Origin of the sequence: Agrobacterium sp. YIC 4121 (genome assembly GCF_002008205.1) — a bacterium.
GTDB lineage: Bacteria > Pseudomonadota > Alphaproteobacteria > Rhizobiales > Rhizobiaceae > Agrobacterium > Agrobacterium leguminum.
In genome coordinates this window covers 150983-163583 of sequence record NZ_MRDI01000027.1, presented here as the reverse complement: position 1 = coordinate 163583, position 12601 = coordinate 150983, and the positions used below count along the sequence as shown (strand labels likewise).

General features: G+C 58.3%; 11 protein-coding genes and 3 tRNA genes. 13 read left to right on the top strand and 1 reads right to left on the bottom strand.

Features of this window, described 5'->3' with window-relative positions:
- The first annotated feature begins 123 nt into the window (after positions 1-123).
- From clpX to BTE54_RS22365, 4 genes are all read left to right on the top strand, one after another.
- A complete protein-coding gene (gene clpX / locus BTE54_RS22385; RefSeq protein ID WP_059752638.1) occupies positions 124-1401 on the top strand; it encodes an ATP-dependent Clp protease ATP-binding subunit ClpX in 1278 nt (425 codons plus the stop codon).
- Positions 1402-1815: 414 nt separating this feature from the next.
- Complete coding sequence (gene lon, locus BTE54_RS22375; protein WP_078054020.1) at positions 1816-4233, top strand: endopeptidase La; 2418 nt, start codon at positions 1816-1818, stop codon at positions 4231-4233.
- 288 nt (positions 4234-4521) lie between these two features.
- Complete coding sequence (gene hupB / locus BTE54_RS22370) at positions 4522-4797, top strand: DNA-binding protein HupB (RefSeq protein ID WP_003502360.1); 276 nt, start codon at positions 4522-4524, stop codon at positions 4795-4797.
- Positions 4798-5150: 353 nt separating this feature from the next.
- Positions 5151-7349, top strand: coding sequence for an esterase-like activity of phytase family protein (locus BTE54_RS22365; protein WP_078054019.1), 2199 nt, complete (start codon positions 5151-5153; stop codon positions 7347-7349).
- 661 nt (positions 7350-8010) lie between these two features.
- Here BTE54_RS22365 and BTE54_RS22360 read toward each other — a convergent pair.
- Positions 8011-8086: transfer RNA gene (locus BTE54_RS22360), tRNA-Val, on the bottom strand.
- Between the two features lie 41 nt (positions 8087-8127).
- Between BTE54_RS22360 and BTE54_RS25180 the strand changes: the two genes are divergently transcribed.
- The 9 genes from BTE54_RS25180 to BTE54_RS22320 all read left to right on the top strand — a co-directional run bounded on the left by BTE54_RS25180 (position 8128) and on the right by BTE54_RS22320 (position 12600).
- Positions 8128-8433 (top strand): hypothetical protein, encoded by a 306-nt coding sequence (locus tag BTE54_RS25180; RefSeq protein WP_198939207.1) that lies wholly within the window; start codon positions 8128-8130, stop codon positions 8431-8433.
- 98 nt (positions 8434-8531) lie between these two features.
- A tRNA-Asp gene (locus BTE54_RS22355) sits at positions 8532-8608 on the top strand.
- A gap of 39 nt (positions 8609-8647) precedes the next feature.
- A tRNA-Asp gene (locus BTE54_RS22350) sits at positions 8648-8724 on the top strand.
- Between the two features lie 435 nt (positions 8725-9159).
- Positions 9160-9525, top strand: coding sequence for an NADH-quinone oxidoreductase subunit A (locus BTE54_RS22345; protein WP_003496469.1), 366 nt, complete (start codon positions 9160-9162; stop codon positions 9523-9525).
- On the top strand, positions 9516-10100 hold the full coding sequence (locus BTE54_RS22340) for an NADH-quinone oxidoreductase subunit B (RefSeq protein ID WP_003521524.1): 585 nt from the start codon (positions 9516-9518) through the stop codon (positions 10098-10100). The genes BTE54_RS22345 and BTE54_RS22340 overlap by 10 nt, the downstream gene beginning before the upstream one ends.
- Before the next feature lie 20 nt (positions 10101-10120).
- Complete coding sequence (locus BTE54_RS22335; protein WP_003496465.1) at positions 10121-10723, top strand: NADH-quinone oxidoreductase subunit C; 603 nt, start codon at positions 10121-10123, stop codon at positions 10721-10723.
- The gene (locus BTE54_RS22330; protein ID WP_065653989.1) at positions 10720-11148 is read left to right on the top strand and encodes a GFA family protein; all 429 of its coding nucleotides are present in this window, start codon (positions 10720-10722) and stop codon (positions 11146-11148) included. Before BTE54_RS22335 ends, BTE54_RS22330 begins: the two co-directional genes overlap by 4 nt.
- 1 nt (position 11149) lies before the next feature.
- Positions 11150-12340 (top strand): NADH-quinone oxidoreductase subunit D, encoded by a 1191-nt coding sequence (locus BTE54_RS22325; RefSeq protein WP_003496461.1) that lies wholly within the window; start codon positions 11150-11152, stop codon positions 12338-12340.
- Positions 12340-12600 carry a hypothetical protein gene (locus BTE54_RS22320; protein WP_078054018.1) on the top strand — a complete coding sequence of 87 codons (261 nt, stop codon included), beginning with the start codon at positions 12340-12342 and terminating at the stop codon, positions 12598-12600. The genes BTE54_RS22325 and BTE54_RS22320 overlap by 1 nt, the downstream gene beginning before the upstream one ends.
- Position 12601: the final 1 nt, after the last annotated feature.

Here is a 12601-nt window from a genome sequence, read left to right as displayed (position 1 = left end):
CCGGTTAGTACCCCGGGAAACGAGGCGGATACGGCGATGCACCCCAAGGGCTGCCGTATCGGCGGGCGGTAAGTTGACCGCGATCCGTTTGGCGGACCTGCGGCGTGCTGGAAGGAAAGTGATATGAGCAAAGTCAGCGGCAGCAACGGCGGCGACTCTAAGAATACACTCTATTGTTCATTCTGCGGCAAGAGCCAGCACGAAGTCCGGAAACTCATTGCCGGACCGACGGTATTCATCTGCGATGAATGCGTCGAATTGTGCATGGACATCATCCGCGAGGAGAACAAGACGTCGATGGTGAAGTCGCGTGAGGGTGTTCCCACCCCGCAGGACATCATCAAGATCCTCGACGAATACGTCATCGGCCAGAAGCAGGCGAAGAAGATCCTGTCTGTTGCCGTTCACAACCACTACAAGCGCCTCGCGCACGCCTCCAAGAATGGCGATGTCGAGCTTGCGAAGTCGAACATCATGCTCGTCGGTCCGACGGGCTGCGGCAAGACCTATCTTGCCCAGACGCTCGCCCGCATCATCGACGTTCCCTTCACCATGGCGGACGCAACGACGCTGACCGAAGCCGGTTACGTCGGCGAGGACGTGGAAAACATCATCCTGAAGCTGTTGCAGGCTGCGGATTACAATGTCGAGCGCGCCCAGCGCGGTATCGTCTATATCGACGAAGTCGACAAGATTTCCCGCAAGTCGGACAACCCGTCCATCACGCGCGACGTGTCGGGCGAGGGCGTTCAGCAGGCGCTTCTGAAGATCATGGAAGGCACGGTCGCTTCCGTACCGCCTCAGGGCGGCCGCAAGCATCCGCAGCAGGAATTCCTGCAGGTGGATACGACCAACATCCTGTTCATCTGCGGCGGCGCCTTTGCCGGTCTCGACAAGATCATCTCGGCCCGTGGTGAAAAGACCTCGATCGGCTTCGGTGCGACCGTCAAGGCGGAAGATGATCGCCGCGTCGGCGAGGTTCTGCGCGAGCTGGAGCCCGAAGATCTGGTGAAGTTCGGTCTCATCCCGGAATTCATCGGCCGTCTGCCGGTTCTCGCCACGCTGGAAGACCTCGACGAGGATGCGCTGATCCAGATTCTGTCCGAACCGAAGAACGCGCTGGTCAAGCAGTATCAGCGCCTGTTCGAGATGGAAGATGTGGAGCTGACCTTCCACGAGGACGCGCTGCGCGAAATCGCCCGCAAGGCGATCACCCGCAAGACCGGCGCCCGCGGCCTGCGCTCGATCATGGAAAAAATCCTTCTGGACACCATGTTCGAACTGCCGACGCTGGAAGGCGTGCGCGAAGTCGTCATTTCCGACGAGGTCGTCAGCGGCCTTGCACGCCCGCTCTACATCTATGCGGATCGTCAGGAAGAAAAGACCAACGTTTCGGCCTGATCGGCCGGTCCGGTGCTTCGATGAAGTCAGAAGGCCCGCCTCCGTGCGGGCCTTTTCTGTTGTCGCCGGGTGTGAAACTTGCGCCTAACTTGGCGAAGCCCGATTTTGCGTTTGGAGCGGATTGCGCTTTGCTGATAAAGTCTTACAACTGATTTGCAGCGCGATATGACGGAAATGTGAATTTCGTCGGCGACCCGGTTCCTGAGCCCTCAAGGATAACCGGAAATGTCGGTAGTATTAGCCGGCGCTGGGTTTTGTTGAATTTCACGGTCTTGCCGCTTAGCGGGACCGTCTGTTCCGGCGACTTGAAATCGGTGTTTCGAAACTCCACTTTCAGTCTCGAGAAATGAATGTGCTGGATGCCCCAAGCTGTCCGGCAAAGTGTCCCGAAAGGGACCATGGAAAGGAAATGATATGACGAACATCACGTCTGCGGCATCTGGCGGTACCTATCCGGTACTTCCCCTGCGCGACATTGTCGTTTTCCCGCATATGATCGTTCCCCTGTTCGTCGGGCGGGAAAAATCCATCCGTGCGCTCGAGGAAGTCATGGGGTCGGACAAGCAGATCATGCTTGTTACCCAGATCAACGCCAGCGATGACGATCCGGCCCCGGAGGCCATCCACAAGGTCGGCACGGTCGCCAATGTCCTGCAGCTTCTGAAGCTTCCCGACGGCACCGTGAAGGTGCTGGTGGAAGGCAAGGGCCGCGCCCAGATCGACAGCTACACCGGCCGTGAAGACTTCTATGAAGCCACCGCAACGCCGTTGCAGGAGCCTGCCGAAGATCCGGTCGAGATCGAGGCGCTGTCGCGTTCGGTCGTGTCTGAATTCGAGAGCTATGTGAAGCTCAACAAGAAGATTTCGCCCGAGGTTGTCGGCGCTGCCGGCCAGATCGACGATTATTCGAAGCTTGCCGATACGGTCGCTTCGCACCTGTCGATCAAGATCACCGAAAAGCAGGAAATGCTGGAAACCGTCAGCGTGAAGCAGCGGCTTGAAAAAGCGCTCGGCTTCATGGAGGGCGAAATTTCCGTGCTCCAGGTCGAAAAGCGCATCCGCTCGCGCGTCAAGCGCCAGATGGAGAAGACACAGCGCGAATATTACCTGAACGAACAGATGAAGGCGATCCAGAAGGAGCTCGGCGACGGCGAGGACGGCCGTGACGAGATGGCCGAGCTGGAAGAGCGCATCGCCAAGACCAAGCTTTCCAAGGAGGCCAAGGAAAAGGCCGAAGCGGAAATGAAGAAGCTGCGCCAGATGAGCCCGATGTCCGCGGAAGCGACCGTCGTGCGCAACTATCTGGACTGGCTGCTTGGTCTGCCCTGGGGCAAGAAGTCCAAGATCAAGGCGGACCTCAACAATGCCGAGAAGATCCTGGATCAGGACCACTTCGGTCTGGACAAGGTCAAGGAGCGTATCGTCGAATATCTGGCCGTGCAGGCCCGTGCGACGAAAATCCGTGGCCCGATCCTCTGCCTCGTCGGCCCGCCCGGCGTCGGCAAAACCTCGCTCGCCAAGTCGATCGCCAAGGCGACCGGCCGCGAATATGTGCGCATGGCGCTGGGTGGCGTTCGTGACGAAGCGGAAATCCGCGGTCACCGCCGTACCTATATCGGCTCAATGCCGGGCAAGATCGTCCAGTCGATGAAGAAGGCCAAGAAGGCGAACCCGCTCTTCCTGCTCGACGAAATCGACAAGATGGGCATGGATTTCCGTGGCGACCCGTCGTCGGCACTGCTCGAGGTGCTCGATCCGGAACAGAACTCCACCTTCATGGACCATTACCTTGAAGTGGAATACGACCTGTCCGACGTGATGTTCGTGACCACGGCCAACACGCTGAACATTCCCGGCCCGCTGATGGACCGCATGGAAGTGATCCGCATTGCCGGTTACACGGAAGACGAAAAGCGCGAAATCGCCAAGCGTCACCTGTTGCCTAAGGCGATCAAGGAACATGCTCTGCGTCCGGAAGAGTTCTCGGTTACCGATGACGCCCTGATGGTCGTCATCCAGCAGTACACCCGCGAGGCGGGCGTGCGCAGTTTCGAACGCGAGCTGATGAAGCTGGCGCGCAAGGCTGTCACCGAGATCATCAAGGGCAAGGTCAAGTCCGTGGAAGTCACCGCAGCAAACGTTCCGGATTATCTGGGCGTTCCGCGGTTCCGCCACGGCGAGGCCGAGCGCGAGGATCAGGTCGGTGTCGTCACGGGTCTGGCCTGGACGGAAGTTGGTGGTGAGCTGCTCACCATCGAAGGCGTGATGATGCCGGGCAAGGGCCGTATGACGGTGACCGGCAACCTCAAGGAAGTGATGAAGGAATCCATTTCGGCGGCGGCATCCTATGTCCGTTCGCGCGCCGTGGACTTCGGCATCGAGCCGCCCCGCTTCGACAAGAGCGATATCCACGTGCACGTTCCAGAAGGGGCAACCCCGAAGGACGGTCCGTCCGCCGGTGTTGCCATGGCGACCGCCATCGTCTCCATCATGACCGGCATCCCGGTCTCGAAGGATGTGGCGATGACCGGCGAGATCACGCTTCGCGGTCGCGTGCTGCCGATCGGCGGCCTGAAGGAAAAGCTGCTCGCAGCCCTTCGCGGCGGCATCAAGAAGGTGCTGATCCCGGAAGAAAACGCCAAGGACCTGGCGGAGATTCCGGACAATGTGAAGAACGAGATGGAAATCATCCCGGTGTCGCGCATGGGCGAGGTCATCAAGCACGCCCTTATCCGCCAGCCGGAGCCCATCGAGTGGGACGGCAGCATCGAGACGCCGGTGATCGCAACCGTCGAAGGCGTCGACGACGGCAGCCAGACCATCGCGCATTGATAATGCATCGTCGCGAGGGGCGGGAATCGCCTTTCGCGATGGCTGATGCATAGATTCAATGTGTTAGGTGTCGGAAGGCGCATGTGGCGTAAAGCTGCGCACAAGTGATGCGAATTTGGCACGAATATGTGGAAGGCCGGCAGAAATGTCGGCCTTTTTTGTGAAAAAAAACGCAGACCCCTTGTTTTTCAGGCGATTCCAGCGCTTTTGGGTTGCTGCGCGCGGATGCGAACGTATTCTGCGCCGGCTTAATTTGAGTCGTTTCAAACCATTGAAAGGGGTGGAAACATGAACAAGAACGAGCTCGTCTCTGCTGTTGCCGAAAAGGCTGGTCTCACGAAGGCAGATGCTGCTTCCGCTGTTGATGCTGTATTCGAAACTGTACAGAGCGAACTGAAGAACGGTGGCGACATTCGCCTGGCCGGCTTCGGCAGCTTCTCCGTCAGCCGTCGTGAAGCCTCCAAGGGCCGTAACCCTTCCACGGGTGCTGAAGTCGATATCCCGGCTCGCAACGTACCGAAGTTTTCCGCAGGCAAGGGCCTGAAGGACGCCGTCAACTCGTAAGGTTTCCGGAAAGCCGCAACGCCCGGCGGCGGGCGGGCAGCTTTTCAGGTTCACGAGGAAACATGTTTTGACGCCCTGACGCCGTCACATCGCCGCCAAAAGCGGGCGGTGTTTCGAAAAACTCTTTTCGGACAGGCCGGGTTCTCCCGGTCAAGATGTGAATGAAAGCAGGGAAGCGCCTGTGTAGCTTCCATCCGGACACACGGCGTTTTTCGACGCGGAATGTGGGCATAAACACGAAAGCCCGGCCTTCCAGGCCGGGCTTTTTGATTCAGCGGTCAGGAAGTGTCATGCCACTGTCATGTCTGTAACGCAGAAGCCTTGGGGTATTTTTGGACCCAAGGGGGATTAAAATGGCGTTCCGATTTTCTCAAATGGCTTTGACCGCCGCGCTGCTCACGTCCGCAGCCATCCCGGCCGCGGCCGAGCCGGTTTTCAACCGCATCGCATCTTTCCCGGTGGCGAAAAACCTTCCCGCGGACAAGGACGCCAAATCCGTCACCTCGGCTGAAATCATTACCGCCAGCGAAGACGGCAAGACACTGATCTATTCGGACAGCCTGCTTGGCGGCATCGGTTTCATCGACATCACCGACGCCAAGGCTCCCAAGGCCGGCGGCGCGCTGCTGCTCGAAGGCGAACCGACCTCCGTTGCTGTCGCAGGCGTCAAGGTTCTGGCCGGCGTCAACACGTCGGAAAACCGCGCGAAGCCCTCCGGCAAGCTGGTGACGGTCGATATTGCTACCAAGAAGATCGAAGCAAGCTGTGATCTCGGCGGCCAGCCCGATTCCGTCGCCGTTTCCCCAGACAAGACCTTCGCCGCCATCGCCATTGAAAACGAGCGCGATGAAGAGGTAAACGAAGGTGCCCTGCCGCAGATGCCAGCCGGTTATCTGGTGACTGTCGGCCTTAAGGACGGCGTTGCCGATTGCGCGACGCTGAAGAAGATCGAACTCACCGGCCTTGCCGAAATTTCCCCTGAGGATCCGGAGCCGGAATTCGTGTCGATCAACGCCAATGGCGAGATCGCGCTGACTCTTCAGGAAAACAATCATATCGTCATTCTCGACGGCAAGACCGGCACGGTGAAGACGCATTTCTCCGCCGGCAAGGTCGATCTTGAAGGCATCGATACGAAGACCGATGGCCAGCTGAAGTTCACCGACAAGCAGGAAGGCCGCAAGCGCGAGCCGGACGCTGTGAAGTGGCTGGACAATGACCGTATCGTCATCGCCAATGAGGGCGACTGGCAGGGCGGTTCGCGTGGCTTCACCATCTTCGACAAGACCGGCAAGCTCGTCTACGAATCCGGCTCCTCGCTCGAACATGCGGTTGCGGCCATCGGCCACTATCCGGAAAAGCGCTCCAAGGCCAAGGGCATCGAGCCGGAAGGTCTGGAAGCTGCGACATTCGGCGACCAGAAATATTTCTTCGTGTTGTCGGAGCGCGCCTCTGTCGTCGCTGTCTACAAGGACACCGGCAAGGAGCCGGAACTGACGCAGCTCCTGCCTTCGGGCGTTTCGCCGGAGGGCGCTGTCGCCATCCCGTCGCGCAACCTCCTTGCCACGGCCAATGAGGTCGATCTGATCGAAGACGGCGGCGTGCGCTCGCATGTCATGCTCTATGAGCGCGGTGAAGGTGAAGCAGCCTATCCGCAGCTGGCTTCCGCCACCGTCGATGGTGCGCCGATCGGCTGGGGCGCTCTTTCGGGTCTGGTCGGCGATGCCGAAAAGCCCGGCATTCTCTATGCCGTGTCCGACTCGGTCTATGGCAACCAGCCGTCGATCTTCACCATCGATGCGACGAAAAAGCCCGCCACCATCACCAGCGTGCTGCGCGTCAAGCGTGACGGCATCGCCGCTCAAAAGCTAGACATCGAAGGCATCACGCTGGACGGCAAGGGCGGTTTCTGGCTGGCTTCTGAGGGCGACAGCGCCAAGCTCGTTCCGCACGCGCTCTATAACGTCAACGCCAAGGGCGAGATCAAGGCCGAGATCGCATTGCCGAAGGAACTTCTCGCCGGCGACACCCGCTTCGGTTTCGAAGGCGTGACCATGATCGGCAAGGGCGACGACGCGACGCTGTGGATGGCCGTGCAGCGTGAATGGGGCACGGACGAAAAGGGCTTCGTCAAGCTGGTCTCCTACAATCCGAAATCCAAGGAGTGGGGCGCCGTCCGTTACCCGCTCGACAAGACCGAGGCAGGCTGGGTCGGCCTCTCCGAAATCGCCGCGCAGGGCGACTATGTCTATATCGTCGAGCGCGACAACCAGATCGGCGACAAGGCCAAGATCAAGAAGCTCTACCGTGTTGCGATCGCGGACCTGAAGCCGGGCAAGATCGGCGGCGAACTGCCGCTGGTGGCCAAGCAGGAAGCCCATGACTTCCTGCCTGACCTCAAGGCCCAGACCAACGGTTATGTCGTCGACAAGCTGGAAGGCTTCACCTTCGACAAGGCGGGAACGGCCTATGCCGTGACGGACAATGACGGCGTGGACGATTCTTCCGGCGAAACGCTGTTCTTCACCGTCAATATGAAGGCGATCAACTGATCGAGCCGATTGGCACCGCAAATGAGAAAAGCCGGGCTATGCCCGGCTTTTTTGTACGGCGAGGGGCCTCTTGGCCGCGTTTCCCGATCCTGCACGATGCCTGACGATGCAAGCCGTTAAAATCGGCATTGCCGCTTCGATATCGGATTGTGAAGGATTCGTCCGGAGCCATCCGGGAAAATGCTGCGGATCGATGGTAACAGATCACCGCCCCATGGAATTCTTGCTTTTGGGAGTATCTTGTTTCTCCGAGTCCTGCTGGACCCAGCGGAAAAAAATATAAACAGGCAGCGCTATAAGCGCGAGTGTTACAAACGCGTCGATCGACATGGTTTCATCCATCAGTTCAACCGTTCATCATGAAACGGTGCGCAAACAATGCCTGAAATCTCTTTAGAAAGTCTGAATCTTCCTTATTTTCCGGTATGTTGCGGGGTGATACAGGGGGTGGTCAAGTTGTCGGAATATGGAACAGCAGTGCCGATTTGGCATGGCGTAACTGGAGAAATGCGATTCCAGCGGTTGGGAATCATGACGACGCTCTACCTACCGCAGTAAGGGCAGGGGGCGATAATTCCGAATACTCGAGGGCTTATCGCATAGCGAAAGCAAACACGAACAACCTCGGTATCAGGGGTGATATTTAAATCTTTCGGGGAAATGGTGGGCGATGAGAGACTCGAACTCCCGACATCCTCGGTGTAAACGAGGCGCTCTACCAACTGAGCTAATCGCCCTTCGCGTCTTGCGGATCATGTCCGCCGCGTCGGTGGCCGTGATGTATGCGGATCGGAAAAAAACCGCAAGGGCTTTTGTGAAGTTTTTTTGTTTTTTTTGCCGAGAGAATTTTCCGTCGCCGGGGGACGGGGGCAAAAAGCCGGGAACTGCGGGCTTTTTTCCCGAAACAGGACCCGAGGACGCCGTGATGGTCATGTGGAAATCCCGCTACGGAAGCCTCCGGCTGTGGACAAGTTTTTTGTTTTCGTTGGGAAAAGCCCGAAAAACAGGGCGTTTGCCGCAATCGCCTTCCAAGGCCTTTCGGTTTTTCCCGATCAAAATGAAGAAGCTTATTCTTTTGTCGTGAAACCTGCTTGACACCCCCGCACGAACGCCGTAGTTAGCCGCTCATCGAACAGCCGAGGCTGGTTCGAGCGGCGGGACTGGTTCCTGTCGTCAGGAGATGCGGGTGTAGCTCAGTCGGTTAGAGTGCCGGCCTGTCACGCCGGAGGTCGCGGGTTCGAGCCCCGTCACTCGCGCCATCCTGTCCCTCGGAAAACGCAGATGAATGTCTGTGGTGCGCGGGTGTAGCTCAGTCGGTTAGAGTGCCGGCCTGTCACGCCGGAGGTCGCGGGTTCGAGCCCCGTCACTCGCGCCATTTCTCTCTCCTGAAATGTCTCCTCAAAAACAGATCGACGCGCGATTTGCGCGCTCGTCTATTGACGATTCCAGCGCCTGATTCCGGGCTTTTTAAACGCGATTTTTCCTGCATTTTTTAGTCAAGTTTCGATTCCCGAATATCGTCACTTCGCCGCCATCCGGACGTAAAATTCGTGTGACTTTTTTGCGGTTGCGTCGTTCAATCGATTATTATTGTATTTGAGGGGCTTAGGTCGGAATTGTGGCCCAAATTTGCGTCAATTCCGGCAATATTGTTGCCAATCAATGCGGCAGGTGTCTTGAAATGGTGCCTAAACTCTTGCAGAGAGAGCGCGGCTGCGCTAACGACTTTGGCGTTGCAACATATTGTCCGCTCTTTGAGACTTAAGGTCACAAAGGCAGGCCCGGCACCCGGCCGGGCAGGGAAGAGACCATGACTGAACTCCTCAGTTCCTACATTCCGATCGCAATATTCATCGGTATCGCTCTCGTCATCGGCCTGGCGCTTCTCATTGCGCCGTTCGCTGTCGCTTACAAGGCGCCGGACCCGGAAAAGCTTTCTGCTTTCGAGTGCGGTTTCAACGCCTTCGACGATGCCCGCATGAAATTCGATATCCGCTTTTATCTCGTGTCGATCCTGTTCATCATCTTCGACCTGGAAGTCGCCTTCCTGTTCCCCTGGGCGGTGTCTTTCGGCGAGATGGGCTGGTTCGGTTTCTGGTCGATGATGGTGTTCCTTCTCGTTCTCACCATCGGCTTTATCTATGAGTGGAAGAAGGGAGCGCTGGAATGGGCATGAGCCAGAACAACACCACGCTCGTTGCGCCGCAGCCGAAGGGGATCATCGATCCCTCCACCGGCAAGCCGGTTGGCAGCAACGATGCCTACTTCACGGAAATCAATGACGAGCTGGCCGACAAGGGTTTTCTCGTCACCTCGACCGACGAGCTGATCACCTGGGCACGCACCGGCTCCCTGATGTGGATGCAGTTCGGCCTTGCCTGCTGCGCCGTCGAAGGCCTGATGCAGGCGTCCGGCCCGCGTTATGACATGGAGCGCTTCGGCGTCGCCCCGCGCGCCTCACCGCGCCAGTCGGACGTGATGATCGTCGCCGGCACGCTGACCAACAAGATGGCGCCCGCTCTGCGCAAGGTCTATGACCAGATGCCTGAGCCGCGTTACGTCATCTCCATGGGCTCCTGTGCCAATGGCGGCGGTTATTACCATTATTCCTACGCCGTGGTGCGCGGCTGCGACCGCGTCGTGCCGGTGGATATCTACGTTCCGGGCTGTCCCCCCACGGCGGAGGCGCTGCTTTACGGCGTGCTTCTGCTGCAGAAGAAGATTCGTCGTACCGGTACGATCGAGCGCTAAGGGCAAAGGACGGATTAAGAATGAGCGAAGCTCTCAACGATCTTGCTGCTTACGTTAAGGAAGCGCGTGGTTCCCTCGTGGTGTCGGCTGATATCGCCTATGGCGAGCTGACCCTGAACACGACGCCTGAAAGCGTGATCGCGCTTTTGACCTTCCTGCGTGACGACGTGCAGTGCGGTTTCGTCAACATCATCGATATTTGCGGTGTCGACTGGCCGCAGCGCGAAAAGCGTTTCGACGTTGTCTATCATCTGTTGTCGCCGCGCCAGAACCTGCGCGTACGCGTCAAGCTGCAGGTGGCGGAAGACGAGGGCGTACCGTCTTCGACCTCGGTTTATATGGGTGCCGAATGGTTCGAGCGCGAAGCCTGGGACATGTATGGCATTCCGTTCGAAGGCCATAAGGATCTCCGCCGCATCCTCACGGACTACGGTTTCGAAGGCCATCCGCTGCGCAAGGATTTTCCGGTTACCGGCTTTGTGGAAGTGCGTTACGATGACGTGCTGAAACGGGTTCTTTATGAACCGGTTGAACTGAAACAGGAATTCCGCAACTTCGATTTCCTCTCCCCCTGGGAAGGGACCGAATATGTTCTCCCGGGTGACGAAAAGGCCAAGCAATGAGCCAAGCCCCCGCGACAGAGCATGGACAATGTCTTTGCGGCGCCGTCGGCCTCAATGCCGTCATCGGCGCCCGCGAATTCGGCGTTTGCCATTGCTCCATGTGCCGCCGCTGGTCCGGCGGTGCCTTTCTGGCTGTCGAATGCGCTGATATCTCCGTTGAGAACGAAGAGAACCTCGGCGTCTATTCCTCGTCGGAATGGGGTGAGCGCTGCTTCTGCAAGAACTGCGGCAGCACGCTGATGTGGCGCTCGAAGGACGGCAAGCATTTCGCCGTTTCGCTGCAGGCTTTCGATAACCCTTCCAGTTTCAAGTTCGCGTCGCAGATTTTCACGGATGAGAAGCCTTCGAGCTATTCTTTCGCGGAAACCACGCAGAACATGACCGGCCCCGAATTCATCGCCATGATCACCTCGGCGGAGCACTAGAATGACTGAGCATAACGTCCGCAATTTCACGATCAACTTCGGTCCGGAACATCCGTCCGCGCACGGCGTGCTGCGTCTGGTTCTGGAACTGGATGGCGAAATCGTCGAGCGCGTCGATCCGCATATCGGTCTCCTGCATCGCGGCACCGAAAAGCTGATCGAGACCAAGACCTATCTGCAGGCAGTTCCCTATTTCGACCGCCTCGACTACGTCGCGCCGATGAACCAGGAACACGCTTTCGCGCTCGCCGTCGAAAAGCTGCTCGGTCTCGAAATCCCGATGCGCGGTCAGTTGATCCGCGTTCTCTATTCGGAAATCGGCCGCATCCTGTCGCATATCATGAACGTGACGACACAGGCTATGGACGTCGGCGCGATGACGCCGCCGGTCTGGGGCTTCGAAGAACGCGAAAAGCTGATGGTGTTCTATGAGCGCGCCTGCGGCGCCCGCATGCACTCGGCTTACGTCCGGCCGGGCGGCGTGCATCAGGACCTGCCGCCGGAACTGGTGGATGATATTGGCAAATGGTGCGATCCGTTCCTCACCGTTCTCGACAATATCGAGGGCCTTTTGACCGACAACCGCATCTACAAGCAGCGTAACGTCGATATCGGCGTCGTCTCGCTTGAAGACGCCTTCGCCTGGGGTTTCACGGGCGTGATGGTGCGCGGCTCGGGCGCTGCCTGGGATTTGCGCCGCGCGCAGCCCTATGAGTGCTATTCCGATCTCGAATTCGACATTCCCGTCGGCAAGAACGGCGATTGCTATGATCGTTACCTGATCCGCATGCAGGAAATGCGCGAATCCGTAAAGATCATGAAGCAGTGCGTCGACCTTCTCTCCGGCAAGCATCGCATCGGCCCGGTCTCGTCGCTAGACGGCAAGGTAGTTCCGCCGAAGCGTGGCGAGATGAAGCGTTCGATGGAAGCGCTGATCCATCACTTCAAGCTTTACACCGAAGGTTATCACGTTCCCGCCGGCGAAGTTTACGCCGCCGTCGAAGCGCCGAAGGGCGAGTTCGGCGTTTACGTGGTCGCAGACGGTTCGAACAAGCCCTATCGCTGCAAGATTCGCGCGCCGGGCTACGCACACCTGCAGGCCATGGATTTCCTTTGCAAGGGCCATCAGCTTGCTGACGTTACAGCCGTGCTCGGCTCCCTCGACATCGTGTTCGGGGAGGTCGATCGCTGATGCGTCTGCCGCTGGCCATACCGGCTTTTCTCGCTGCGATGTCTGCCCCCGCTTTCGCCCAGACGGCGACGGATGAGGGCGGCATATCGCTGTCGAGCGGCGGCTCTTCGACCATCAAGCAGCTTCTGTCGTCGGGATACGAGATCAAGGCCTCGGTTCCCAATGGCAGCAAGTTCATCGTGTTCATGCAGAAAGACAAGGCGGCTTACGCCTGCGAATTCGTCACGGTGGCGAGATCGCGTTGTGAGACGTTAAACTGAA

What these genes read in the sequence shown, in the direction of transcription:
- BTE54_RS22330 (WP_065653989.1), top strand. Translation starts at nt 10,720, where the DNA reads ATGAGCCAAGCCCCCGCGACAGAGCATGGACAATGTCTTTGCGGCGCC.
- BTE54_RS22325 (WP_003496461.1), top strand. Translation starts at nt 11,150, where the DNA reads ATGACTGAGCATAACGTCCGCAATTTCACGATCAACTTCGGTCCGGAA.
- BTE54_RS22340 (WP_003521524.1), top strand. Translation starts at nt 9,516, where the DNA reads ATGGGCATGAGCCAGAACAACACCACGCTCGTTGCGCCGCAGCCGAAG.
- BTE54_RS22335 (WP_003496465.1), top strand. Translation starts at nt 10,121, where the DNA reads ATGAGCGAAGCTCTCAACGATCTTGCTGCTTACGTTAAGGAAGCGCGT.
- BTE54_RS22365 (WP_078054019.1), top strand. Translation starts at nt 5,151, where the DNA reads ATGGCGTTCCGATTTTCTCAAATGGCTTTGACCGCCGCGCTGCTCACG.
- BTE54_RS22320 (WP_078054018.1), top strand. Translation starts at nt 12,340, where the DNA reads ATGCGTCTGCCGCTGGCCATACCGGCTTTTCTCGCTGCGATGTCTGCC.
- clpX (WP_059752638.1), top strand. Translation starts at nt 124, where the DNA reads ATGAGCAAAGTCAGCGGCAGCAACGGCGGCGACTCTAAGAATACACTC.
- BTE54_RS25180 (WP_198939207.1), top strand. Translation starts at nt 8,128, where the DNA reads ATGTATGCGGATCGGAAAAAAACCGCAAGGGCTTTTGTGAAGTTTTTT.
- hupB (WP_003502360.1), top strand. Translation starts at nt 4,522, where the DNA reads ATGAACAAGAACGAGCTCGTCTCTGCTGTTGCCGAAAAGGCTGGTCTC.
- BTE54_RS22345 (WP_003496469.1), top strand. Translation starts at nt 9,160, where the DNA reads ATGACTGAACTCCTCAGTTCCTACATTCCGATCGCAATATTCATCGGT.
- lon (WP_078054020.1), top strand. Translation starts at nt 1,816, where the DNA reads ATGACGAACATCACGTCTGCGGCATCTGGCGGTACCTATCCGGTACTT.